This window comes from Cupriavidus sp. WKF15, from assembly GCF_029278605.1.
Lineage (GTDB): Bacteria > Pseudomonadota > Gammaproteobacteria > Burkholderiales > Burkholderiaceae > Cupriavidus.
Genome location: NZ_CP119574.1, coordinates 581,947 through 606,285, shown reverse-complemented (window position 1 = coordinate 606,285; position 24,339 = coordinate 581,947). Strand labels below are relative to the sequence as shown.

18 protein-coding genes and 2 pseudogenes are annotated in these 24,339 nt (G+C 63.6%); 6 read left to right on the top strand and 14 right to left on the bottom strand.

All coding sequences use genetic code 11. The annotated features are described in order from the left end of the window. Positions 1–535: 535 nt before the first annotated feature. From CupriaWKF_RS32760 to CupriaWKF_RS32730, 7 genes and pseudogenes are all read right to left on the bottom strand, one after another. Positions 536–2,854: a DUF3141 domain-containing protein gene (locus tag CupriaWKF_RS32760; RefSeq protein WP_276103494.1), complete on the bottom strand. Its 2,319-nt coding sequence runs from the start codon at positions 2,852–2,854 to the stop codon at positions 536–538. Between the two features lie 182 nt (positions 2,855–3,036). After that, positions 3,037–3,795 (bottom strand): enoyl-ACP reductase FabI, encoded by a 759-nt coding sequence (fabI, locus tag CupriaWKF_RS32755; RefSeq protein WP_276104096.1) that lies wholly within the window; start codon positions 3,793–3,795, stop codon positions 3,037–3,039. 411 nt (positions 3,796–4,206) lie between these two features. Continuing rightward, positions 4,207–4,872: a 3-oxoacid CoA-transferase subunit B gene (locus CupriaWKF_RS32750; protein ID WP_276103492.1), complete on the bottom strand. Its 666-nt coding sequence runs from the start codon at positions 4,870–4,872 to the stop codon at positions 4,207–4,209. Positions 4,873–4,901: 29 nt separating this feature from the next. Further along, entirely contained in the window at positions 4,902–5,549 is a 648-nt protein-coding gene (locus CupriaWKF_RS32745; protein ID WP_276103491.1) for a 3-oxoacid CoA-transferase subunit A, read from the bottom strand. Beyond that, complete coding sequence (locus CupriaWKF_RS32740) at positions 5,546–6,736, bottom strand: acetate/propionate family kinase (RefSeq protein ID WP_276103490.1); 1,191 nt, start codon at positions 6,734–6,736, stop codon at positions 5,546–5,548. The genes CupriaWKF_RS32745 and CupriaWKF_RS32740 overlap by 4 nt, the downstream gene beginning before the upstream one ends. Positions 6,737–6,740: 4 nt before the next feature. Then, positions 6,741–7,163: pseudogene (locus tag CupriaWKF_RS32735) on the bottom strand (phosphate acyltransferase); the annotation flags it as partial. 258 nt (positions 7,164–7,421) lie between these two features. After that, positions 7,422–7,694 carry a helix-turn-helix domain-containing protein gene (locus tag CupriaWKF_RS32730; RefSeq protein ID WP_276103489.1) on the bottom strand — a complete coding sequence of 91 codons (273 nt, stop codon included), beginning with the start codon at positions 7,692–7,694 and terminating at the stop codon, positions 7,422–7,424. 270 nt (positions 7,695–7,964) lie between these two features. Here CupriaWKF_RS32730 and CupriaWKF_RS32725 point away from each other — a divergent pair. Next, positions 7,965–8,108, top strand: a pseudogene (locus CupriaWKF_RS32725) (ATP-binding protein); the annotation flags it as partial. 9 nt (positions 8,109–8,117) lie between these two features. Here the strand turns inward: CupriaWKF_RS32725 and CupriaWKF_RS32720 are convergent. The 5 genes from CupriaWKF_RS32720 to CupriaWKF_RS32700 form a co-directional block, all read right to left on the bottom strand. Continuing rightward, complete coding sequence (locus CupriaWKF_RS32720; protein ID WP_276103488.1) at positions 8,118–8,339, bottom strand: hypothetical protein; 222 nt, start codon at positions 8,337–8,339, stop codon at positions 8,118–8,120. A 215-nt stretch (positions 8,340–8,554) separates the two neighbouring features. Next, positions 8,555–10,471, bottom strand: coding sequence for an AI-2E family transporter (locus CupriaWKF_RS32715; protein WP_276103487.1), 1,917 nt, complete (start codon positions 10,469–10,471; stop codon positions 8,555–8,557). A 1,513-nt stretch (positions 10,472–11,984) separates the two neighbouring features. Further along, positions 11,985–12,995 (bottom strand): NAD(P)H-quinone oxidoreductase, encoded by a 1,011-nt coding sequence (locus CupriaWKF_RS32710; RefSeq protein WP_276103486.1) that lies wholly within the window; start codon positions 12,993–12,995, stop codon positions 11,985–11,987. Between the two features lie 48 nt (positions 12,996–13,043). After that, on the bottom strand, positions 13,044–13,466 hold the full coding sequence (locus CupriaWKF_RS32705; protein WP_276103485.1) for a nuclear transport factor 2 family protein: 423 nt from the start codon (positions 13,464–13,466) through the stop codon (positions 13,044–13,046). Continuing rightward, positions 13,463–14,011, bottom strand: a complete 549-nt coding sequence (locus CupriaWKF_RS32700; protein ID WP_276103484.1) for a VOC family protein — start codon at positions 14,009–14,011, stop codon at positions 13,463–13,465. The genes CupriaWKF_RS32705 and CupriaWKF_RS32700 overlap by 4 nt, the downstream gene beginning before the upstream one ends. A 115-nt stretch (positions 14,012–14,126) precedes the next feature. Here CupriaWKF_RS32700 and CupriaWKF_RS32695 point away from each other — a divergent pair, with 115 nt between their 5' ends. The 5 genes from CupriaWKF_RS32695 (at position 14,127) to CupriaWKF_RS32675 (ending at position 20,586) form a co-directional block, all read left to right on the top strand. Continuing rightward, positions 14,127–15,635 (top strand): bifunctional 3-(3-hydroxy-phenyl)propionate/3-hydroxycinnamic acid hydroxylase, encoded by a 1,509-nt coding sequence (locus CupriaWKF_RS32695; protein WP_276103482.1) that lies wholly within the window; start codon positions 14,127–14,129, stop codon positions 15,633–15,635. A 48-nt stretch (positions 15,636–15,683) separates the two neighbouring features. Next, complete coding sequence (locus tag CupriaWKF_RS32690) at positions 15,684–16,529, top strand: fumarylacetoacetate hydrolase family protein (RefSeq protein ID WP_276103481.1); 846 nt, start codon at positions 15,684–15,686, stop codon at positions 16,527–16,529. 199 nt (positions 16,530–16,728) lie between these two features. Then, positions 16,729–18,063, top strand: coding sequence for an MFS transporter (locus CupriaWKF_RS32685; protein ID WP_276103480.1), 1,335 nt, complete (start codon positions 16,729–16,731; stop codon positions 18,061–18,063). 146 nt (positions 18,064–18,209) lie between these two features. Next, the gene (locus CupriaWKF_RS32680; RefSeq protein WP_276103479.1) at positions 18,210–18,965 is read left to right on the top strand and encodes an IclR family transcriptional regulator; all 756 of its coding nucleotides are present in this window, start codon (positions 18,210–18,212) and stop codon (positions 18,963–18,965) included. A 532-nt stretch (positions 18,966–19,497) separates the two neighbouring features. After that, positions 19,498–20,586: a porin gene (locus tag CupriaWKF_RS32675; protein WP_276104095.1), complete on the top strand. Its 1,089-nt coding sequence runs from the start codon at positions 19,498–19,500 to the stop codon at positions 20,584–20,586. Positions 20,587–21,374: 788 nt separating this feature from the next. On the opposite strand, the gene CupriaWKF_RS32670 is transcribed toward CupriaWKF_RS32675, so the two are convergent. Further along, entirely contained in the window at positions 21,375–22,679 is a 1,305-nt protein-coding gene (locus CupriaWKF_RS32670) for a cytosine permease (protein WP_276103478.1), read from the bottom strand. A 35-nt stretch (positions 22,680–22,714) separates the two neighbouring features. Then, positions 22,715–24,175 carry an amidase family protein gene (locus CupriaWKF_RS32665; protein WP_276103477.1) on the bottom strand — a complete coding sequence of 487 codons (1,461 nt, stop codon included), beginning with the start codon at positions 24,173–24,175 and terminating at the stop codon, positions 22,715–22,717. Positions 24,176–24,339 lie beyond the last annotated feature (164 nt).

Sequence of the window (24,339 nt, the reverse complement as noted above, 5' to 3'; positions counted from 1 at the left end):
TGCCGGGGCGCGCTACGCCATGATGTTGACGCCGCCTCCCGCGAAGCGGTTGCCAGCTCTGACAGGTATGGGTCGAAATGCCCGCCCTTCTACAAGACCAGTCGCTCGGCCTCCAATGCCTGTTGGTAGGCGTTTAGCGCCGGATCGGTGACAGCGATGTGATCGCGCTCGGCCACCAGCATCAGGAATCCATGGTTTCGTCACCCGGCGTTCAGCGGTGGGCCCCGCTGAACGCCGGGTCCGTTCGAGAGTGCCACCGCTAACCGGTCCACCGCGGCACCAGGCTTGCAGGCGCTGGCCGTGATAGATATGCCCGCTGATTCTCAGGGCCAGCGCCGTGGCCTACGCGCGCGTCATCTCCATCTCGATGACCGCGGTCGGCATGTCGCCTTCCACGATGAGTGTGATTTTCTCGACCGGTGCGTATGCACTCAGGCCTCACGGACTCCGTCTTCCGACACGTCGTGGGGCAGGTTTTGAATCACGATTCGCATAGACGTCTACCCTTCCGGCATTTCGTTCGATTACCGCTCCGTCACCGACCAACCGCGCGCAGGGCCCCGCTGCTGCCCGCCTCGCCGAGCACGCCGCGGATGCGCGCGAGCATCGCCGTCTGCGCGGCCGTGGGCTGGATGCCCTGCACCCGCTCGTCGGCGAGCACGCGCTCTAGCAGCGTGAGCAGCCGATCCCGGTCCTCATGCTCGACCAGCAGTAGCGGCAGCGTCTCGATTGCTTTTTCCGGCTCGTAGCGCGCGATGATTGCCTGCTCGCCGCCGATGCGCCGCACCTGGTCGCGCGGCAGATCCGGCAGCAGCTCGCGATAGTCTTCGATCAACTCCTGCGCGAGTTGCACGCGGGAGAGCGGGAGCGCCTCGCCCTTGCGCGCCAGCAGCACGGCGACCCGCGCGAGTGCTTCCGCGTAGCCGCCGCTCCCGATCGAAGCCAGCGCTTCCTTGACGAAGGGGAGCTCGCGCGGGGCCGCTTGCTGCGCCTCCGTTTCGCCCTCGCGCCCGTCGGCGAGGTAGAAGGCGAACAGGTTGCCGTAGATCAGGAAAAAGGCAGCCTCGCTCAGCGCATCGCGCAGGGCGCGGTGGCAGTCGAGCGACGCGCTGGACAGCTCGGACATCATCTCCTCGATCCCTCGCGCCGGATGCTCGGCCCCCGGCGCCTGGCGCTGGGCCTTCACGGCCTGGGCGGCCGGCCCCAGCCACCACAGCCAGGGGTTAAGGTCGGAGATCGCCCAGCGTTGCAGGCGCAACGGGTGGAAGATGCGCCCCAGCTTGGCGGTGTACTCGTTTGCTAGCGCCTTGACCCATGGCCGCCCGAAGAGCTCGTACGCGTACTGGTTGAATTCCGAGACGACGCTCACCGCCTCGAAGGGCCGTTCATCGGCGCGCTCGAACCGATTCAGGCGAGCGGCGACGTCCTCCAGACGCAGTTCCTCGAAGCTCACCTCGTACGCCGGCTTGCCGCCGGCGTCCTTCTGCTCCGCGATCCGCATTCCGTACAGGCCGGGCGGCAGCGCTTCGATGGACTTCAGAACCGAGACGATCTGGGTGTATTCCTTCCTCGCCACCTGGCCGGAAACGAAGATGCCGAGGTGGCCGACTTCCTCGTGCATCAGACCGACGATCACCTGCCCGTTGGCCTTGATCTCGTCCGTGCTGCCATAGACGTCGGCGACCCAGTTGAAGGCCTGTTGCGGCGGCGTGATGTTGTCTCCCAGCGAGGCGAACAGCACGATGGGCGCCCTGATCTCGCGCAGGTCGAGCGCGCCGCGCGGGCCGGCTTTCACCGTGCCAGACCACAGCTTGTTGCCGACGAAGAGGTTCTGCGTGATCCATTCGATCTCCTCGCCGTTCAAGATGTAATAGCCGCCCCACCAGCGTTCGAACTCGAGGAAGCGTGCCGGCTCGGTGTCGGCGTTGGCAAACACCCGGTAGTACTTGTCCCAGAAGGTGTTCGCAGGGTTGAGGTTCTCGAAGTTCTGCACCAGCCAGGCGCCGTCGAATTTCCCGGCGCCGAGGTCGGAGGTGAGGGAGGCGAGCCAGGTGCCGCCGAGCAGTCCCCCTGCATAGCGCATCGGGTTGTCGCCCTCGCCCTCGCGCCAGGCGCCGCCCCAGTAGGACATCGGCGCGCCGACGATCACTACCGGGCCGATGTCGTCGGGGTCGGAGGCGGCCAGCATCATCGCCGCCCAGCCGGCCTGACAGTTGCCGATGACCGCGGGCTTCTCGGCGTCGGGGTGCAGCGAGCGCACGCGGTGCACGAACTCACGCTCGGCATTGCACACGTCCAGCAGCGTCTGTCCCGGTTCGGGATTGGGGAAGAACATCACGAAGTACACCGGATGGCCTGCGCGCAATGCCACGCCGACCTGGGAATCGTCTTTGAATCCGCCTATGCCCGGTCCGTGGCCGCCACGCGGGTCGATGATCACGTAGGGGCGGCGCCTGGGATCGACCGTCGTGCCCTCGGGCGGAACGATGCGCACCAGCGCGTAGTTGACCGGACGCTCCAGCGAACGCCCGTCCATGATCGTCTCGTAGTCAAAGTGCAGCACCGGCGGCAAGCCTTGCTGCTCGTGCTCGATGAAGTTGTTGCCGCGCTGGCGCAGCGTGTCCCAGAGCAGGATGGAGCGCTGGCCGAAGTCCACCGCGTATTGCGCACCGCCCGCCCACATCTGCCACGGCATCATGGGGCTCGCCATCAGCCCGGCGGGTTGCCCCGCACAGGCCTTCTGTACCCGCTCGCCGAAGCGCTCCACCGCAAGCTTCGTGCGCGTCTGCAGTACCTGCGCGACCTTCGCGGAGATGTCGTGGCTCTGGGAGAGTTGTCTGGCTGTATTGCTCATCAGGTCTTCCTTTCCTGGGTGCCGGCAAACGGTTCGCACCGGCACCATTTGTATCGAAAACGCGTCAGTTCATTCCCGAGCGTCGCGGCACCACGCACATCCTGGTGGCATCCGACGTCAAGTCGTAACCCTGCTGCGCAGCCTCATTCGGAATTGCGTGGGTCAGCACGGCGCCGCCGCGGTCAAGCCATGTTGTGCAGGCCGGCGTCGATGTAGACCACGTCGCCCGTCATGCCGGAGGAAGCGGGGCCGGCGAGGAAGGCAACCACCCGGCCGACCTCGGCGATGTCGACCAGGCGCTGGCCCGGGGAGCGTGTGACCGCCATGTCGATCAGCTCGTCGAATTGAGCGATGCCGCTTGCAGCGCGGGTGCGCAGCGGGCCGGGCGAAACGGCGAATACGCGGATGCCCTGCGCGCCGAGCTCCTTCGCCATATAGCGCACCGAGGCCTCGAGCGCCGCCTTCACCGGGCCCATCATGTTGTAGTTGTTCACCACCTTGTCCGCGCCGTAATAGCTCATGGTGATGAGCGTGCCGCCCTGAGTCATCAGCGGCTCGGCGAGCCGCGCCATCTCAAGGAAGGAATGGCAGGACACCTGCATTGCCTGCAGGAATCCGGCCTGCGAGCAGTCGACGACGCGGCCGTGCAGGTCGGCGCGCGGCGCGAACGCAATCGAGTGGATGACGAAATCGAGCCGCCCCCAGTCGGCCCGGATGCGGTCGAACACCGACTGCATCTGCCCGGGCTGGGTGACGTCGAGCGGCAGCAGCAGCGAAGCGTCGATCTGGTCGGCGAGCGGCGCGACGTACTGCTTGGCCTTGTCGTTCAGGTAGGTCAGCGCGACGTCCGCGCCGAATGCGCGCAGCTTGACGGCACAGCCGTACGCGATGCTATCGGCGTTTGCGACTCCGATCACGAGGCCGCGCTTGCCTTTCAGCATGTCGCCGACGCGCGAGTTCGGGTCCCAGACGGTGGCCAGCGGATCGATCGCCTTGTGCGGATCGGCCGGTATGGGGGTATCGGTCATGACTGAATCTCCAGTAGTTAATGCGTTCGCGTAGCGCTCACTTTTCCAGGACGTAGCGCCCCGGCGTGTCGTCGAGAGGCCGTTCTGCTGGCAAGCCCATGAGCTGCGGCTTGGCCGGAGCGCCGGAGTGCGCGCGCAGCCACTCGTGCCATGTGGGCCACCGGGACCCCTCTTTGCGCGGTGCCTCAGCAAGCCAGCGATCCGGGTCGTTCCGAGCGAACCTGTTCGCCTTCTACCTCGCCGACGGGCGCGAGGGCGAAACGGAGGCTCAGCAAGCGGCCCCGCGCGAGACCAGCGGCAGGGTCGGCCACAGTGTTTCCGCTGTCATATTGCTGCTCCATCGAAGAACATCTCCGGCACCCGCGCGGGCACCACAAGCCTGGCCTGAGTCGCCTCTTGTACCTGCTCGACCGACACGCCGGGCGCCGTCTCCATTAACACCGCCTTGCCCGTGGCGAATGAAATCACTGCCAGTTCGGTAACGACAAGGTCCACTGGCCGCAGCCCGGTCAGCGGCAAAGTGCATTGGCTGACCAGCTTGGACTTGCCCTTTGCGCAATGCTGCATGGCTACCACAACGCGCCTGGCGCCAGCCACCAGGTCCATGGCCCCGCCCATTCCCGGCACAAGCTTGCCGGGAATGGTCCAGTTTGCAAGGTGCCCGGCCTCATCGACCTCCAGTGCGCCCAGCACCGTCATGTCGAGGTGATGCCCGCGGATCAGGCCAAAGGACATGGCGCTGTCGAACGTACAGGCCCCGGGCAACGCGGTGACCGGTTGGCCCGCCGCGTCGGTCAGGAAGCCTTCGGCCATGCCGGCCTCCGGGATTGGGCCGGTGCCAATCAGGCCGTTCTCGGACTGGAAAAAGATGTGCATGCCTTGCGGCACATAGTTGGCCACCAGCGTGGGGATGCCTACGCCGAGGTTGACCAACATGCCGTCGCGCAGTTCTTGCGCCACGCGCCTGGCTATCACCGTTTGTGCGTCCATGGCTTTTCCTGTTCCTGCGCCTGCCGGCGTCATTGATGCGCGATGAGGTAATCCACCAGGACCGATGGCGTCATCACATGGTCGGGCGGAATCATGCCGATCGGCACGATGTGGGCTGCATCCACGATGACCGTCGCGGCCGCCATGGCGATGACTGGGTTGAAATTGCGCGCGGTCAGCGCATACACCAGATTGCCCTGGTAGTCCGACAGGAATGCCTCCACCAGCGCAAAGTCGGCGCGCAGCGGTGTCTCCAGCAGATACTCGATGCCCTCCACCTCCAGCTTGCGCTTGCCTGCCTCGACCAGCGTCCCGACGCCGGTCTGCGTCAGGATGCCGCCCAGCCCGCAACCGGCCGCGCGGATGCGTTCGATCAGGGTCCCCTGCGGCACCAGGTCGACCTCCAGCGCGCCCACGATCATCTGGCGCTGGGTTTCGGGATTGAGGCCGATGTGACTGACGATCGCCTTGCGCAAGACGCCCGCCGCAACCAGCTTGCCTATGCCCCTGCCTGGCACCGCGGTATCGTTGGCGATCACCGTGAGGTCCCGCTTGCCCTGGCGCATGAGTTCGTTCATCAGACGCTCCGGCGTGCCGACGCCCATGAAGCCGCCGACCATGACCGTTGCGCCGTCAGGGATCAAGGCGACCGCACCTTCGAGTGAGATGATCTTCATAGCGCCTCCGTTCCGATCACCGACCTGGTGTGCCTTGCGATCATCAGTTCCTCGTTCGTCGGGATGACCCACACTGGCACCTTGCTCGATAGCGTGCTGATTCTCGGCTCACCCCTGGCGTTCGCCCCGGCATCAAGCACAATGCCAAGCCAGTCCGCCTGCCGGCAAACCTGCTCGCGAATCGGCGCGGCATGCTCGCCGACGCCGGCGGTAAATACGAGCGCATCCAGCCCTTGTGCCGCTGCCGCCAGCGAGCCAAGCTCACGCCCGATCCGGTAGGTATAGAGCTCCACGGCGAAGCGGGCGCGAGGATCCTGGCTGGCGAGCAGCGTGCGCATGTCGCTGGAAATGCCGGATACGCCGAGCAGCCCGGACTTGCGGTAGATGAGGTCTTCGACTGCGCGCGCATCCATGCCGAGCTCATCCATCATGTACAGGATGACACCGGGATCCAGGTTGCCGCAGCGTGTGCCCATGGGCAACCCGTCCACCGCGGTGAATCCCATTGTGCTGGCAACGCTCCGCCCGGCCACGAGCGCGCACATGCTGCTGCCATTGCCCAGATGCGCAACCACGGTGCGACCCGCGGCGGCGGTAGCGTCGACAGCCGGCAGGACGCTGGCAATGTACTCGTAGGAAAGCCCGTGAAAGCCGTAGCGCCGCACGCCGCGCTGCGTGATCGAGGCAGGTAGCGCGAAAGCCTGCGCCGCTTCCGGCTGGCCGCGGTGAAACGCCGTGTCGAAACAGACGATTTGCGGTAGCTCCGGGCGTCGCTGCGCGAGAATCCGGATCGGCTTGAGGTTGTGCGGCTGGTGCAAAGGGGCCAGGGGGCTCAGGGCGTCCAGCGCAGCGACGACCTCGGGAGTGGCCTTCACCGCCTGCGTGAACTGTACGCCTCCGTGCACCACCCGGTGCCCCACCGCGACCAGATGGTGACCCTCGCCGTGCCCGCGCAGGAACTCCGCAAGAAAGGCGATGGCGCCGTCATGTCCCAGTTCCGTGCCGTCGCCCCAGTGCTTCGTCTCCACCTCCGCGCCCGACGCGTTGGTGGCACGAAAGGCTGGCGACGTGTAGATGCCCTCGATACTGCCGCGCAGCAAAAGATCCGGTTCGTCGCCGTGGGCACCGAAGGCGCTGAACTTGATGCTCGACGAGCCTGCATTGAGTACCAGTATCACGTCGGCCATGGCATCACCCCAGTGCCTTGCCCGACTCGCGGCGGGCCTTTGCCACCAGCGCGGCAACCGCGCAGGATGCCAGCCGGGTCGACACGGAGTCCGCCCTGCCGGTGAGGATGATCGGTACCCGCGCGCCGAGCACGATGCCGGCCGCATCAGCACCGGCGAGAAAGGACAGGCTCTTGGCGAGCATGTTGCCTCCTGCTTCAAGGTCGGGCACCAGCAGCACGTTGGCGCGGCCCGCAACCTGCGAATCGATTTTCTTGATGCGGGCGGCCTCCAGGTTGATGGCGTTGTCGAGGGCCAGCGGGCCGTCGACGATCGCACCAGTGATCTGGTGACGTTCAACCATCTTGCACAGCGCCGCAGCTTCGATGGTGGACGGGACCTTCGGATTGACGGTCTCCATCGCCGAGAGGATCGCCACCCTTACCTCCTTGTGGTTTCTCTGCTCTGTACGAGGCGCTTGCATACGAATAGCAACCGTTTCATCGCGAAGTCCTCATGACCTTTCCCCGGCTCCTTGTGCTGTCCGCGTGCTGTTCAAACTGGGCTCCGTGACAGCACTCGAAAAAGACTGGCACACGCGGGCCGAACCACCTTGCTCTACGTCAAGGAATGCGCGGTTGCCCTTGAGTGGGTGCTGCTATCGGCATAACGCCCGATCCAGTCGTTCATAGCAGCGGCGCGGCAGTCATTCTCGGATGCGGTCCTCGATCGGTGCCGAAATGCCATCAGTGCGGACGATTTGGCTAGCAATTTCAGTGGCCAATTCCCGGATAAGGACATCCGGAGACGCGAAGTACTTGTAAAACGTCCCGCGTGACACACCCGCCTCCCGGATCACGTCATCGACCGACATGGCGGCGTGGCCCTTGCTCCCTACCAGCTTCAGTGCACTGTTCAGAAGCCTCCAACGCATTCGCTCGCGACGTTCGGCGCCGACGCGCTGGCGGCGGTGGTCCACGTGCGGCAGCGGACTTTCGACACCTGAATGTTCGTTCGGGTGAACATCCTGTCGCTCCGCCTCGGTCTTCGATGAGGTAGCCTTCTTGTCATGGTGTAGTTATCGTCATTATGACAACTTGTTCAAATCAGCGCCGCCATGATGTTGCGTCGCGTGATCCGCAAGACTGGCCTCACACGCCAGTCTTGCCGGCCTTAGCTCCGGCGAGACGAAGGAGGCAAAAGCCGCCAAGGTCATGGCAGTCTTCGCCCCAACACCCGGCCTGCCGACAACTCAGGGGAGTCCTCCGGCATCGGCCTGGCGATCGTGAAGACAATCATGGATCTCCACCGCGGGACCGTGCAGGCCGAATCGACACCGGGCGGGATGACCAGCTTCCGGCTGGACTTCCCGCATCGCCCAGCGTCGGAATAAGCCCGCAGGTCAGGCTTGTTGCGCCGGCAGGTGTGCGCCATCCAGGTAGGGATCGCGCGCGTTGTTGTCGGCGCCATCGGTAAAGGGATCGCGCTGGCGGTGGACCTGGTCGACGTTGCCCGCGTCATAAGCGGTTGCGGAAGGATCCGCGACCGCTGACGCAAGCTGTGCGACGGAACCCAGCACTGTGGCCAGTACTGTCGCGGCGATGAATCGGTGTGCATGCTTCATGGCGTCCTGACGATTGCCCGGCGGGCAAATGTCCCGCCGTGGAACGGGGTCTAGGAGGGGGATTCCAACCAACGACTGGCAGGTTGACGACAAATTTGTCATCGATTTTCAGTTTCCTGCTTCGGGTTCGCATTATTCAACGGGTGGGCGTCGTCGCCTGTTGGGCCTCGTTTCCTGGTCGAACCCGCGCGGTCACAATCGGGCGGTCAGGTCAATTAATTCTGTTTGGGTGTCGCCGACACCTGCCCCTGAAGCAGATTGGTACAGCTCTCTGTGGTTTCGGCAAATGAGTGCACCGTAAAATCAGCTTCAGCTACCACAGCGTGGCTCTTCTCATGCAGATCGAATGGATTCGACGCGCACAGCACAAGAACCTTTGCATGGGGAAAGCGCCGGCGGATTCCTGCGATCGCAGCGGCCAGCGGCTCGTCTTGCGTCAGTTCTGAGACCACGCTGACCAGACAAACCACCGCGACCGCCTCGGGCTTACTCTCGGGCACTGGAGGCCCCGACCTCAGATCCTCAAGCGAGAGATGACGCCCGTCAAGATGCTGTGCGCGCAGGACACGCACCAGCACTTCCGCGGCCAGCTCGTCAATGAGCGACCCCGCACCGATGCCTAGTACGACTGTACCCGCCGGCACATCTAGGGGACCCTGCCATCTCCCCATCTGTCGTTCTCGCTGCTCTCGCAGCCGCCGCGCGACCGTGGTGCCCTCCAGAACCGAGATTCGGGGAATGGGCCGCCACCAGCTTCGTTTGCTTTCGAGGCTGACCATCACCGAGGCGATTGCGCTATTCACCTTGAGTTGTTCGGTGCGGGTAATCTCCCTTTGCGAGAAATCAGCATGGGCCAAATGCAAGGCCGGCATCAGGACGGTGTCACAGTAGGCGCTGAGGGGCTTGCTCCGAAGAAATCGCCTCGCGCTGGCCAAGATTTCCTGTGCGTCGCCCGAGAGGGCACGCTGATAGAAATTCTCCGCCAGGGTAAGGGCGCGGACTTCTCCCAACAGGATCTCGAGAAAGCTGAGGGCCCGGATATAGCGTCCCGCCACGACCAGACACAAAGTCAGTGGCGTTGAGAGGACCAATCCGACCGCACCCCAGATCCAACTCCAAAAGATGGCCGCAATCACCACCGAGAGCGGTGACAGTCCCGTGGCGTGACCATACAGTTGAGGTTCAAGGAGTTGGGAAACAAGGAGCTCGATGGCAAAAAACAGGGCGAGTGTGATGAGCGCCAACGTCCAGCCCGGCGTGATGGCCGTGGCCAGCAATACAGCGAAGAAAGCTGCGATCCAGATCCCGACGTAAGGCACAAAGCGGAGGAGTCCGGCCATCGCTCCCCACAACGGCGCCTGGGGCAAGCCGGCGATGGCAAGCCCCACCCAGATCATTACACCCACTGCGATGTTGACAAGAAATTGCGAGACGAAAAAGCGGGAGATGCGCTCGCCTGCGTCGTTGACGAATGCTGTCGTAGCACGCAGATTGCTGCCGCCCACCAGCCGGATAAACCGGTCCCGAAGCGCCTCATGTTCGAGCAACAGGAAGATCAGCACAACAAACACCACGCCGGCCGTCCCAAGCGGGCGTGCTATTGAATTCACGATTCGCGTGAGGAGCTCTATCGGGCGGGGTTCAGGTTGATGGACCTCGACCGGGATAGGCGGGGTAACATTATTCGCCTCTGGCTGCGGCAAACCCTGCGCGGGTGTCCTACCTTGTCGTGTGTCGCTCCCGAGCTTGCCGACCACGCGGCCGGCCTGATCCGTGATCGCGCTCAACTTGCCGAGGGTAACCTCGTCAAGCGTCCGGAGCTTGCTGCGTATCGTGTCTTCATACTGCGGCAAGCTGCTCCCTAGGCGAATGAGCTGCGTGCCGATGATCAAGCCACTGAAGGATAGACCCACTGCGAGTACCAGCGCAGCGAGGGCAACTGAACTTACTTGGCCAAGGCCGATGCGGCGGAGTCCGCGAACGAGCGGTTGGATGAAGATGCTGAGGATAAAGGCCAACGTGACTGGAATCAGCACGTCGCGAGCGAAGTACAGAATTGCCAGAACGATTGCCGTACCAACAATCTTGTTCAGATGGTTGGCGCTCGCTTGATCTCTCGCGATATTGGGCACGCGCTAGTTCCTATCGATGTTCGCAGTGGCTCGGGCAGAACGGGACAGTTGGCTCGCATCGCTCAAGCCTGCTCAGGATAGCACCAGGACAGCGTGCACATGGTCACCAACGCGGCAGCCATACACGCCGAGGGTCCGGTGATGAAATCCCTTGAGCAACTAGCATTGTCCTCTCTAGTTGGAAATGGGCATGTAGAAACAGCGCATTGCCGCTCCTGTGCAACAGCTTAAGACGGCAGATACCGGTTGGGCAGCCGTCATGGGTTGTACACAAGGTTCGGCAAACTTGGACAATGCCGCCCCTGTGAGGGGCGGTGCGCGCGATGGCGCAGGAGGGGTCTGCGGTGAAGGACGTACTCAATGCTGCCAAAGCAGATGTCGAGCGGAGATCTAGGAAGATCGGGGAGACAGCGCAGAAGGGTTTTGCCCACAATGACGCCGAGAGCGAACGTCGGCCCGAAAATTGAATACGCCGCCCGTGGACTCTCCCCCCAGGTTTCCAGTTCTCCGCGCGGACGGCGTACATGCAGTTGGTTCGGGGATAAGACTGCGCAATCTTCGGACGGCCGTTCTGTAGCGTAGCGCGGCCGTTGCCAGCAGCAGTGGTGAAAGAGATGTTCGAGGAAGCGCAGGTGCGCAACATGTGGGCAGAGACCGGCCCAGGAAGCGACGTGCGATGTCGCCCCGACCGTGCCATTCAGACGACTGCTTCGCCCAGAAAACTGCCGTTGGCGAAACGCATGGTCCTGTGACCGTAGTGGGTCGGGTAGCGACAACCGGCGCCCTTCCCCTTCGGCCGCCTCAAGTTGGCCATCCTCGGCCGTTTGCCGGCGCACTTGCAAGGCCACCCAAAAGACGGCTCCTCGCCAGACTGCGGACGTTCGGCTCATCAGAGCGAATCACCTGCACTGTCACACGCGTGTCAGTGGGGCGCGGGGGACGCGCTGGGCATAGGGATCCACTTCCACCGAACCGCTGGCATGGAGGTCCTCAATCAGCACAATCATCACGGCATGATTGCCGTCAGGTACATGGGCGGCAAGTCGTGTTCATGGCGCCCACGAACGTGCCGGTGGAAATCTTGGCCCGCCTTTCGCGAGGACTCAGGGGGAGTAGAAGCGCCTGGAAGGAATAGACCTGATTCTCAACCGGACTGATAAGCCGGAGTTCGCATCGCAGATAAAGCGCGACATGAATGCCTGGCGGAATTTTGTCTTCACGCCAAGGGTGGCAAACGAGCAATGGCGCAATGGTCCTGCAAGCCGACTATGCGCTTGCTGCGGACACCCGGTATGCGAAGCAATGATAGCGGCTACCTTGGTGTACGGTGTCACGGGCTGGTCGCCGCACGCCTGTCGCGCCTGGCCTGAGTCGCACACGATTCCGCAGCCGCTCGTGCTGAGCAGTTTTCCTTGGCTGGCAAACAAGCGGTCCATTCCGCGGATCGGCATTGGCCCTGCGGGGACCGGCCGGTCCCCTATGCGGCGTCCGTCTCGTCACGGCGACGAGCGCTTCAGCAGTCGGCAGCCACCACATCCAACAGAATCTTGCCAGCCACATCTCCGGCTTCGAGGCACGCATGTGCGAGGTGCGCGTCGGCCAGCGCATAGCGTGCCGCGATAAGGGGCCGTACCCGCGTCCCGAGCAGCGGCCAGACCATGGTCAGAAGCCGGGCACCGATCCTGCCTTTCTCATCGTCGGACAACGGTCGCAGCAGCGATCCCGTTACCACACCTTCCTTGCGCATGAGGTCGCGCAGCGGAATGCTGAGCTCAGCGCCATGGCCTGGAGAGAGATGGACGATGCGTCCGCGCGGTGCCAGTGCCGCGACATTCTGATGCCCATACTCGACACCCGCCATATCGAGAATGACATCAACCCCGCGATTGCCCGTCTGCGCCAGCACGGCCTGCTCGAACGGCCCTTTCCGGTAGTTGAACGCCGACTTCGCGCCGAGCCGTTCGGCGATCTCGCATTTCTCGTCGGTTCCGCACGTGGCATAGACGGTGAAACCCATGGCTGTCAGCACCTGGATGGCAATCGAGCCGACGCCGCTGGTTCCGCCATGGATCAGCACACATTCGCCCTCGACGAGCCCCGCGACATCGAAGAAGTTGTGCCACAACGTGAACAGTGCTTCGGGAAGCGCCGCGGCGTCGGCCATCGTCATACCGGCCGGCACGGGAAGTACCTGGCCCTGGTGGGCCGCGACGAACTGTGCGTAGCCGCCGCCATTGACGAGTGCGCAAACGCGCTCCCCCGGCCGCAGGCCGGTGACGTTCGCGCCGGTCACAACAATCACGCCTGAAACCTCCAGCCCCGGAATCGGACTATGAACCGCGTCGGGACCGCGGCGGCGTTGATTGACATCGTGGCGATTCACGCCCGCGACGGCGACTTCGATCAGTACGTCATCGGGCCCGCACGTCGGGATCGCCACTTGTTGCGGCACCAGCACTTCAGGGCCGCCGGCCGCGCTGATGTGAACAGCCGTCTGTTGGTTGAGTTCGGAATGTAAGGTCATGCGAAGAGTTCGTTCAAGGATGCAAGGGTGTGCCGACTCAGACCGCACCTAGTCGGCGCGCCGCGTGGAGTGGTGGTGGATCAGTCGCCAGCCATCGCCCGATCGCGTCCACACCTGCGTGGTGTAAGAGCGGACTTCGACGCGGCTGCCGTCCGTGCGTCGCACGAGTGTCTGGTCGATCGGTCCGCAAACCAGTACCGACGTCCCCGCGGGCTTGTACGCGGGCGGCGACGGCCGCGCGATTTCCAGAGTCCTGATCTTCTCCGCCAGGAACGCCAGGTAGTCCGCCTTGCCGTGCACGTATCCGCTCGAATGGATAAACAGCAGGTCGTCGGCGAGCAGGTCGGCCAGCACGTGGTGCGCGCCGTTCACGGTGGCATCGCACCGGGCCTGTTCGACCTGGTCGATATGTTCGACCAACGGTGAAGTCGTCAGCAGGCTGGCTCGCTCAATAGAGAGTGGATAGTTCATACGAGACCCATCTTTTCGGCCATTCGCGCCTGCCAGGCGCCGCGCGGCTCAAAGCCCGGCAGCGAACGCGCGTGAGCCTCGATCTTCTGCATCAGTGACGCGTCGGACTCGGAGAAGTCGACAGGGACCCGCATCGGCTGGCTGACATACCAGGGCGTGTCGACGAACAACTCCAGCCGGTTGCCTTCCGGGTCGCGCGCGTACACGGACACCGCATTGCCGTGGGTGATCGGGTGGATGTCAGTCGCGCCCGCGGCAGCCATGCGTTCGTACAGGCCGCGCAGCGTGGCCAGGCTGTCCGCGCGCAGCGAGATCTGGTTGATGACATTGAACGGCAACTGCTCCGGCCTGCCCGTGGCCAGGACGATCTGGTGATGCTCGGCCGGGTCCCGGCTAAGGAAGACCAGTTCGACCGGACCAGCGGGGCCTTCGAGCTTGCCGGCATCGGTGATCGTGAAGTCGAGCAGCTCCGTATAGAAGCGCGTCATCGCGGGCAGGTCCCGCACATAGATGCCAACGTGGCTGAACGAGAGGCCTTTGCGCATTAGTCGTCTCCTTGTGGTATCGAATCCTGATAACGAACAAGATTCAGTTTGACAAATCGTGTCTCGAGAATAATACTGCTATCAAATTGTGATAGTCAAATGATTTGGAGACGAGATGCTTGTCGATGTCGCAGTGATTGGGATGGGGCCGGTCGGCGCAACGTTGGCCAACCTCCTGGGGCGATACGGCCTCAAGGTAGCCGTGCTCGAACGAGAGGCTGCGCCCTATCCGCTGCCCCGGGCCGTGCACTTTGATGCGGAATGCATGCGCGTCTTCGACGCGATCGGGGTATCTGCCGAAGTCGCCGGGGATTGCCTGGTGTCCACGGGCATGAAATTCGTGAATGCGGAAGGCCAGTTACTCGTGGACTGGCCGCGGCCCGAGGAGGTCGGTCCGCAGGGGTGGCACTCCAGCTACCGCTTTCACCAGCCTGACCTGGAACGCACGCTGCGCCAGTGCCTGGCCAGCCAGCCGAACATCTCGGTGCGCTCACGCTGCGAGGTCTATGCGCTGGAACACTGCGCCAGCCATGTCACGGTGCGCTTCGAAGACCTGAGCTGCGGCAGACTCGAGGCGATCGACGCGGCCTACGTGGTGGGAGCCGATGGCGCGCGGTCACTGGTTCGCCGCCTGATCGGCGGCGAAATGACGGACCTGGGCCTGCACGAACGCTGGCTGGTCTTCGACGCGCTGCTCAAGCGGCCGTGGTCCGTGCTCGGCGATTGCAGCGTGCAGTTCTGCGACCCTGCTCGTCCCGCGACCTATGTGCGAGGCGTTGGCAACCGCCGCCGCTTCGAGATCATGCTGCTCCCCGACGAAGATGCAGCGGCGATCGCGCGGCCCGAATCGGTGTGGTCGCTGATCGATAAATGGATGACGCCTGAAGATGCCGATCTTGAACGCGCGGCGGTCTACACCTTCCACGCCGTCGTCGCGCAGCGCTGGCGCAAGGGCCGGTTGCTGCTGGCCGGCGATTCGGCGCACCAAACGCCGCCGTTCCTGGGGCAAGGGCTCTGCGCAGGCATCCGCGACGCCGCGAACCTTGCATGGAAGCTTGCGGCCATCCTCGGGCACCGTGCTCCGGATGAGCTGCTCGATTCCTATCAGGAAGAGCGCGCGCCACACGTCAGCGAATACATCCGGCTTGCCGTAGAACTCGGCGGGATCATCCAGGCGCGCGATCCTGCCGCGGCCGCTGAGCGCGACCGCACGCTCGCCGCGGCGCCGCGCCAGTTGCGCAGCTTGAGCCCCCGCCTGGGAGCGAGCGCGCTCCGCCTGGGCGAACCGCCTAGCGGCATGGTATCGGCCCAACCGGCGTTGTCGACGGGGATGCGTCTCGATCAGCGCGCCGGACGCGACTTTGCCGTTCTGATGAAACCCGGCCTGCTCAACGAAAACCAGCGCGATGCGCTGCGCACGTACACGTCGTATCCAGTCAAATTCATCGAGGACGACAGCGCCGCGACACTGGCATGGCTCGATGAACTCGATGCCGCCGCCATCATTGTCCGACCGGACCGTTACGTATATGGCACGGCAGCGAACCTGCCACAACTGCAGGCCCTGATGCGCCAGCTTGCTGCATTGCTGCAGAACGCGAAGGCAGCCGTTGTCGCGGCCTGACAGCAAACCCGTATTCCCCCCCCACTGAATTCCGTACAGGAGACCCAAATGAAATTCATCAGCTTTTCGCGACAAGGCAAGAACAGCTTCGGCGCCGTATTGAACCAGGGCGTCATTGACCTCGGTGCCCGCCTCGGGCTTGCAGACCTGGGCGCAGCGCTGCGCCGCGACGGCGTGGACGCGCTGAAGGACGCCGCCGTCAAATCGGATGCCGACTTCGCGCTGCAGGACATCGATGCCTATCGCCCGGTCGTGGCTGATCCGGACAAGATCCTGTGCGCGGGCCTGAACTACGACGAGCATGTCCAGGAGACCAAGAAGCAGCGCACCGACCGCCCCACAATTTTCATGCGCGTGGCAGCCTCGCAGGTGGGTCACCAGCAGCCGATCCTGCTGCCGCCGGAGTCGGATCGTCTCGACTATGAAGGCGAGATCGCCATCGTGATTGGCACGGGTGGCCGCCGCATTTCCGAGGACCGTGCCTTCCAGCATATTGCCGGCTTCGCCTGCTACAACGACGGCAGCATCCGCGACTGGCAGCTCCATACCTCGCAATGGGGTCCGGGCAAGAACTTCGAAGCCACAGGTGCGTTCGGCCCCACGCTGGTGACGTCGGACGAGATTGGCGAGAATGAAGTGCTGACGCTCGAGACCCGCCTGAATGGCAATGTCATGCAGCGGGCTACCACCGACATGCTGATCTTCTCGATCCCGACGCTGATCGCCTACTGCTCGAGCTTCGTCACGCTCGCGCCCGGCGATGTGATCGTCACGGGCACGCCGGGCGGCGTCGGCGCCAAGCGCAACCCGCCGGTGTTCATGAAAGACGGCGACGTCGTGGAAATCGAAGTCAGCAAGCTCGGCGTGCTCTCGAACCCGATTCGCGCGGAGTAAGCCATACCGCAGTTCCGGTGCGGCCAGGCCTCGCGCCGAGCCCTGGCACACCGGAAATCTGAACGATGTTCCTGAAGCTCTGGCGCCCGTTGCGGGCGTCACGGGCAGGTTTTCGCCCTGTTTTTCGGCAGTTTCCCCCGGGACATGGCCTGACTGCCGATGCAGTGCGTCCCATAAAAGACATAAAGCGGAGACAAGCATGGATATACGCGAGGCCGTGCGTACGCAGCCAATGCGTGCGTCGCAGATTCTCATCGTCGCGATCTGCATTCTCATCACCATGATTGACGGATACGAGATCATCGTCATGCCGTTCGTCATCCCCACGCTGGCAAAGACATGGTCGCTCAGCCCGGTCGAGGCAGGCTATCTGCTCAGTGCAAGCGTCCTCGGCATGGCGCTCGGCGCGATCCTGGTCTCGCCGCTGGCCGACAGGATCGGCCGGCGCACGCAGATCCTGGTGTGCCTTGGCTTCATCACGGCGGGCATGCTGCTGTCGGCAACGTCGAGTACGCTGGCGGAGCTGATTGCCTATCGCACGTTCGCGGGCCTGTTCATCGGCGGCGTCATTGCCAGCATCAATGTACTGGTCTCGGAGTTCAGTTCCGATAAGCATCGTGGCGTCGTAATGGGTCTGTACGGCATCGGCCTGCCGCTGGGTTCCGCGCTGGCCGGGCTCATCGTCACCCCATTGCTCGCGAGCCACGGCTGGCGCGCCCCCTTCATCTTCGGTGGCATGCTCACGCTGTTGATGATGGTGCTGGTCTTCTTCGTGCTACCCGAATCGGTCGAGTACCTGGTCGACAAGCGACCGCGGCGCGCGCTGGAGAAGTACAACGCGATCGCAGCCAGACTGGGCTTCCCCCAGTCGCAGGCGCTGCCCCCCGCTTCCATGCAGGCGGTGCGCAACGTGGCGCTCAGGGCAATCTTCGGCGGTGGCATGCTCAGGCGCACCATCTGCCTGTGGATCGGCTACGCCGGCCTGACCGCGGCGTTTTACTTTGCGAATACCTGGACGACGAAGATCATCGCGGATAGCAGCGGCAACCCGGCATTCGGCGTGCGTGCCGGCATGATGCTGATGGTCGGCGGGGTGGCAGCGGCGCTGCTGTTCGCTGCGCTGTCTCTCAGGTTCCGCCCCGTGCTGGTGACGGCCGGCGTGCTGTTCGGCGGCGCGCTCAGCTTTGCGCTGTATGCCACGCAGATCCACAATGTCTCCATGGCCTTGTCGCTCGCGGTGCTGGTCGGCCTGTTCGTGAACGGCGGCATTGTCGCGTTCTATGCCATCAGCCCGTCGGTGTATCCGGCGGTGGCGCGTGGGACCGGCGTGGGACTGATGATCGGCTTTGGCCGCAGCATTGCCGTGATCGTGCCGATCTGGACCGGATACATGCTCGCCCACGGCTGGACGCCGCTGCATCTGTACCAGTTTTTTGGGGGCGTACTCGCCATCGCCGGGGTATCGATCGTTGTGCTGGACCGGACTTACGCAGAGGACAGGACTGGCCAGGTCTCATCAGTCGGGGCTTCGTAAGCAGCCTGTGGTCCCTGTCAAGAGGCTCGTCGGCATCGATGATGCGTTCGGCATTTGACAGTGCGTTGTCGTGTCGCAGCGAAACGGCCACGGGCGGGGCGTTAGAATGACGCCACTCTCAGTTCGTGACTGTCCGGCACTTCTTTATGTCCAGCCTAACCAAGATGCTATCGATCCTCGACCTGTTCACGGTCGAGAAGCCCACATGGTCGTCCGAGGCAATTTGCGAGTACCTTGACTGTTCGGCGCCGACCGGCTATCGCTACGTGCGTGAGCTGGTGGACGCCGGGCTGCTGGCGCGCCTGGGCGATGGCAGCTATGCACTCGGGCCGCGCGTGATGACGCTGGACTACCAACTGCGCACGGTCGACCCGTTCTTCTGCGCGGGCCAGCCGCTGATGCAGAGCTTGTCCGCGCAGACCGGCTGCGACTGCGTGATGACGCGCATCTTCGACGACGAGATTGTCGATACCCACCGGGAGTCCGGCGCCGACGGCCTGCACCTCGCCTATGGCCGCGGCCGGCCGCGGCCCTTGTTCCGGGGCGCGGCGCCCAAGGTCATCCTGGCAACGCTTTCGCGCGCTCGGCTGTCACGATTGTTCGAGAAGCACACCGCAGCGGTCCGCCAGGCCGGCATGGGGCAAACCTTCGAGGAGTTCTGGAACAAGCTGCAGGAAATCCGGAAGGCCGGCTACTACATGTCCCGGGGCGAACTGGAGTCGGATGTCGGGGCCATTGCCGTGCCCTTCTTTGCCAGCGGCTCGCACGCGGTCGGGGCGCTCGCGCTGGTAATCCCGTTGCGGCGCTTTGAGTTCATGCACCACGCCAAGCTGCTGGAACTGCTCCAGGACAATGCGGCGAAGATTTCCTCCGCCGTCACGAAGGGCGCGGTGCCGAGGTAACCGCCGTCGCAAGCTCCCCTGTCGCCGGATCGGCTGATTCGGTCGCAGATTTTCCCCCAGGAGTTGGCCGGCCGGCCAGCTTCTCGACTGTTTATGGCTGTCACAGCGCAGCCATGGCAGCGTCGATTCCCGTCTTTTTCTTCTCTTGTCCTGGGGCATCGCCCCACAAAGCCGGCAGCGCAGTGCCGCCTGCTAGCCGCGGTCCTGGCGATTTCGGGTTAACCAGTTGTTGACTATCAATATATGATAGTTAGAATTCAATTCGCATTGCGAATCAGAACACGGGATCTTATTTTGATAGTTCGACTCATCAAAGAAAGCATGCCGTCCCAAGCCTGCGCCGCAGCACGCTCACGACACTGAGGCGGCCCATGCCGCCCACCTGATATCAATGCGTCCCGTGGAGCGGGCCGCAATCGCGAAGGTTGCCGACTGACATTCCGCCCTGCGCAGGCGGCGGGAGGCATTCGTCCTTTGCACCGGTTTTTACAGTGCGTTCGACAAGAGCCAAAACCAAAAAGGAGAGAACATGATGCGTTTGAAGAGTCTTGCGGTTGCCCTCACGGCGGCATTGCCTGCGATAGCCAGTGCACAATCCTTGACGCTGTATGGGTTGATCGATACCGGCATCGAGTTCGTCAACCATATCGGCCCGGCGCAGGACAGCGTGGTACGGCAGCCCAGCCTGACCGGCACCGTGCCATCGCGCTGGGGCATGCGTGGCTCCGAAGACTTGGGTGGCGGACTCAAGAGCAACTTCATGCTCGAGTCCGGCTATGGCGTGGATACCGGCAGCATGGCAAACGGCGGCCGCCTGTTCGGGCGCCAGGCGTGGGTAGGGCTGTCTGGGCCGTGGGGCGAGTTTGCGATCGGGCGGCAGTTCACCATGATGTTCTGGGCGACGCTCGACGCGGATATCCTTGGGCCGAACATCTTCGGTTCGGGTTCGCTGGACCCGACCATTCCGAATGCCCGCATGGACAACGGCATCTCCTACAAAGGCAAGTTCGGCGGCCTGACGCTTGGTGCCACATACAGCTTCGGTCGCGATACGGCAGCCGCACCGTTCGGCCCCGGCGCCACCAACTGCGCAGGCGAGAACCCCGCCGACAAGAGCGCCTGCCGTGAATGGTCCGCGATGGTCCTGTACGAGACCGCCAGGTTCGGTGCCTCGGCGCTGTACGAATCGGTGCGCGGGGGCCCTGGCGCATTCGGCGGCCTGACATCGAGCGCAAAGACCGATGATCGTCTCGCGCTGACCGGCTACGCATTGCTGGACCGCGCAAAGGTGGGCATCGGCTGGCTGCGGCACGACAACAACGGCATTCCGACGCCGAAGAGCGACCTCTACTGGGCGGGACTTGCCTATGACGTCCTGCCGTCTGTGACGGTGGCGGGGCAGGTCTACCACCAGCGCTACCACAACAGTAGCAACAAGTCCTGGCTCTACGCGATGCGCGCGATGTATGCGTTCAGCAAGCGGACCTCCGTCTATGCAACCGCTGGGTTCATCGACAACGGCGGCAAGTTGACTACATCGGTGAGTTCGAGCCCGGCTTCAAACACGGTCCCGGGCGGCACGCAGTTGGGGGCTATGCTCGGGATCAAGCAGGTGTTCTGAGCAGTGCCTGTCGTTCGTGAGGGTGCGTGGAGGTCGTCGATGGAGCACCCTCGGCCGTTGGCTCGATCATCGCCGACGGGCACATGAACAATCTCGTCTCACCCGAAAGGTCCAGCAGCTTGCGGATAGAGGAGTACAGCTCATGCGCGTCGCCTCCGGGAAATCGTTATGCCTCCAGGCAAATTTGGCGGCCGACGGCATTCTCGAGATCGCGTCCAAGTGAAACATCTGCCGGGTGTGAAACGATGCTAGAGGCGCGGGTCTGTAGTGAATTCGGGAAAAGCCCGGGCCTTTCAACTCCCAGCAAGGGGCCGTGAGCCTGCTGGGCGTGTGGCGTGCGGCTGCTTCGCTCCACACCCGTCACTTGATGAACGGCCGATTGGGGCTCTTGCGGGCTGCGCCGGCGTAGCGGGGTTCAGGGCGAGCAGGCGCTTGTCGGCCACTAACTGCCGTTCGCAACTTCCGTCACGTAGTCAATTGAGCGACGCCTCTGCATCCCAAAGCCGCCATTACTGTCATCGGGTGCCCGTTAGCCTCATATACTTCAGCCAGGGCCAGATACCACTGAAGCTGCGGGCGTTCCTTGACTTTGCGAATTCCACGGCTAAGAAATCGCCTCGGCTACGCGCAGTCATGAATGACGGAGTCGACCGGATGGACTGTTACCTGCGATATCGCTATGACATTTCGGCGCCCCGGGGGCGAGCACTGCCTCTTGTCATTCTGCGTTGATTCGCCCCCCGCGTTTTGCAGGGCCGCCGTTTTGCGGCTCGCAGAACGGCGCCCCCCTACAGCAAGCCATTGCGCTGACGCACCTCGCGCAGCGCACCCTGCGACAACACATAATGCGCCACGGCACCGACCAGCATCCCAGCAACGGCTTCCGAAAACCACGGCGCCATCCCGTGAACGAACAATGCGGAGAGCGCGCCCAGTGCCCACGCGGCGAAGGCGCTGCCGCGGAAGTTCGGTACGTCATCGTCATGCGAGTAATGCCGAACGAATATCTGGTCGACGATGATGACGGCGCCGATCGGCGGTACCAGCACGCCGAGCAAGTTCAGCCAGTCCAGGAACAGGCTCCACACGCCGGCCACGGCCAGCAACCCGCCAAGCAGGCCAAGCAGGACCGTCATGGTTCGCATCTTCTTGCTCGCGATGCGTCCCCAGCCAACCGCACCGTTGTAGAGGCAATGCGTGCATACGGACCCCAGGTTCACAAAGACGAACACCAGCGCAATGGCCGACAGCAAGCCCCCATGTCCGGTGAGCACCGACATGAAGTCGCCCCCCTGCGTGGCCGGCGCCGCGGCAGCGCCCGCGCATACGATCAGGATGCCAAAAAGCTGGGCTGTTATGTTCGCAAACGGAAACGCCGTCAGCGTCGCGTAGACTGCACTCCTTCCGTCCTTTGACCAGCGGGTGAAGTCTGCGGTCATCGTGCCGGAATCGGCAAAGGTCGCCACCACCAACGTGACCGCGCCGCCGAAGGACATCATGCTGCCCACCCCAAGCCCGTCGTAGTGAAACACGGCTCCCAGCGAATGCTCCGATCCGATCAGGTACAACGCCACGAGGCCGAGCACCACGTAGAGCGGCGCGGCGATCATGCCGACGATCGACAGGGCGCGAATGCCGATGAACGTCACGCCGGTGTAGAGCACGGTGGCGCCAATGATGGTGGCCGTTTCGTTCCAGCCGAACGACGCATGGACCGTCGTGCCGGTGAGGCCCGTCTGGAACGCGTACCATCCCACGACGACGCTCGCGAGGAAGCCGGAAGTGACCGCATAGCCCTTCCTGCCAAACGTGCGTTCGGCCTGGAGCCCGAAATTGCGCCCGGTACTGCCGGCGATGAAGCTCAGCGTGCCGACGTAGGCGAGCAGGATCGCATTGCCCATCAGGATCGCGAGCAGCGCTCGCGAGAAGCCGAGGTTATAGGCGATGATCCCGCCGAATACCGCGTTCGTAATGATCATTGGAAAGCCGAACCACACCGCCGCTACCGACGACAGCCGATGACGATGCGAGAGCGGGACGGGCTTGTGCTCGAACTCTTCGTCGAGCCCATGCTGATCGGTTGGATGGGTCATGGTGTTCCCCTGGGTTTCTTTACTAGACAGGCGGGTCACTGCACGAGACCGAGGTCCTTGAGCAGCGGCGGCAACGTGTTGCGCCACGGACGCGCCCGCTCGAACGCCGCCGACGCGCGCAGCACTAACGGATCATCGAGATGACGCCCGACGATTTGCAGGCCGACCGGCAACCCATCGCTGGTGAAGCCCGCGGGCACCGAGGCTGCCGGCTGTCCAGTCAGGTTGATCGGATAGGTGAAGGCGAGCCACTGTGTCGGCGCAACCATGCGTCCGTCGATTTTCTCGGGACCCTGGCAATGCACCGGGAACGGCGGAACCGCCAGCGTCGGCGTGAGCAGGAGGTCATAGTTCGCCATGAAGCGCCACATCTTGTTTACCACGCTCTTACGAGTCACCATTGCATTGGTGAAGTCCTCCGCCGTCCACGGATGATTCAGCAATGCGACCAGGTGTGGCGACATCTCCTTTCCCCATTGCGCCACCATTTCGCGCATGCCCTTGAGGTCGGTATCCATCGCGACGATTGCCCAGAACGCGTCGAAGGGATCGCTCCAGCCGGGATGCGCGATCTCGACGCTGCAGCCGAGATCGCGTTCGAAGACACGCACGGCGTCATCAACGACGCGTCGCACCTGCGGGTCGACGGCCGCGTAGCCCCAGTCCGGGCTGTACGCGACGCGCAGCCCTTTCAGGTCGCCATCGAGCGCCTGGCGCCAATCGAAGCCAGCGGTTGGCAGCGAATGGCGGTCGCGCGAATCGGGGCCTGCGATGACCGACAGCATCAGGGCGCTGTCCGCCACGGTCCGGCTCATCGGGCCGATATGTTCGAGGCTCTCCCAGCTCGACACCCCCGGATAGCGTTCATCGCGACAACCGGGGTAAAGCGGCACGCGTCCCATCGACGGCTTGATGCCGTAGATTCCCGAGTGCGCCGCCGGAATGCGGATCGACCCGCCGCCGTCGCTGCCGATGGCAAACGGAACCTCTCCGCTTGCCACCGCCGCGCCGGAGCCTGCGCTGGAGCCGCCCGGCGTCATGTCCAGGTTCCATGGGTTCCGGGTGGTTTCGAATATTGGGTCGTGGCCGACACCGCTGTATCCGAATTCCGGGACGTTGGTCTTGCCGACGATAATAGCGTCGGCCTGCTTCAGGCGCTCGACCACGACGTCGTCTTCGTCGGGCACGAAATCCCTGTATGCGGGAGATCCGGAAGCCGTCCTGATGCCAGCCGTGCAAACCAGGTCCTTGATGCCGACGGGCACGCCTGCCAAGGGACCGACCTCATCGCCACGCAGGATGCGCGCCTCCACCTGGCGGGCCTGGTCGCGCGCCGCTTGCGCCGTGATGGTGCAGAACGCATGGATCGCCGGCTCGACAGCCTCCATCCGCGTCAGATGGGCCTCGACCACTTCGACGGGCGAAAGCTCCTTGCTGCGCATGGCCCTTGCGAGGCCGACCGCGTCCATGCCGCAAATCTGTTGCTTGATATCCATGGTCAATCCCTGTAGCAGTTTTGTTGGGGTGGTGACCTCACTATCGGGCGATCTTGTGAACGAGTCTGCCCCGCAAATTGAACAAGCTATGGCGGTTTGTTAAAATTTGTGAATAGAGGCGCAAAAACGACATGAGACGCACGAGCGTCGGCCGGCGCCCCGGA

Coding starts and splice junctions, on each gene's coding strand:
- CupriaWKF_RS32700 (WP_276103484.1), bottom strand. CDS start 14,011: ATGCGCAAAGGCCTCTCGTTCAGCCACGTTGGCATCTATGTGCGGGAC.
- CupriaWKF_RS32695 (WP_276103482.1), top strand. CDS start 14,127: ATGCTTGTCGATGTCGCAGTGATTGGGATGGGGCCGGTCGGCGCAACG.
- CupriaWKF_RS32740 (WP_276103490.1), bottom strand. CDS start 6,736: ATGGCCGACGTGATACTGGTACTCAATGCAGGCTCGTCGAGCATCAAG.
- CupriaWKF_RS32670 (WP_276103478.1), bottom strand. CDS start 22,679: ATGACCCATCCAACCGATCAGCATGGGCTCGACGAAGAGTTCGAGCAC.
- CupriaWKF_RS32750 (WP_276103492.1), bottom strand. CDS start 4,872: ATGGACGCACAAACGGTGATAGCCAGGCGCGTGGCGCAAGAACTGCGC.
- CupriaWKF_RS32760 (WP_276103494.1), bottom strand. CDS start 2,854: ATGAGCAATACAGCCAGACAACTCTCCCAGAGCCACGACATCTCCGCG.
- CupriaWKF_RS32685 (WP_276103480.1), top strand. CDS start 16,729: ATGGATATACGCGAGGCCGTGCGTACGCAGCCAATGCGTGCGTCGCAG.
- CupriaWKF_RS32680 (WP_276103479.1), top strand. CDS start 18,210: ATGTCCAGCCTAACCAAGATGCTATCGATCCTCGACCTGTTCACGGTC.
- CupriaWKF_RS32720 (WP_276103488.1), bottom strand. CDS start 8,339: ATGAAGCATGCACACCGATTCATCGCCGCGACAGTACTGGCCACAGTG.
- CupriaWKF_RS32705 (WP_276103485.1), bottom strand. CDS start 13,466: ATGAACTATCCACTCTCTATTGAGCGAGCCAGCCTGCTGACGACTTCA.
- fabI (WP_276104096.1), bottom strand. CDS start 3,795: ATGCTGAAAGGCAAGCGCGGCCTCGTGATCGGAGTCGCAAACGCCGAT.
- CupriaWKF_RS32710 (WP_276103486.1), bottom strand. CDS start 12,995: ATGACCTTACATTCCGAACTCAACCAACAGACGGCTGTTCACATCAGC.
- CupriaWKF_RS32745 (WP_276103491.1), bottom strand. CDS start 5,549: ATGAAGATCATCTCACTCGAAGGTGCGGTCGCCTTGATCCCTGACGGC.
- CupriaWKF_RS32675 (WP_276104095.1), top strand. CDS start 19,498: ATGCGTTTGAAGAGTCTTGCGGTTGCCCTCACGGCGGCATTGCCTGCG.
- CupriaWKF_RS32665 (WP_276103477.1), bottom strand. CDS start 24,175: ATGGATATCAAGCAACAGATTTGCGGCATGGACGCGGTCGGCCTCGCA.
- CupriaWKF_RS32690 (WP_276103481.1), top strand. CDS start 15,684: ATGAAATTCATCAGCTTTTCGCGACAAGGCAAGAACAGCTTCGGCGCC.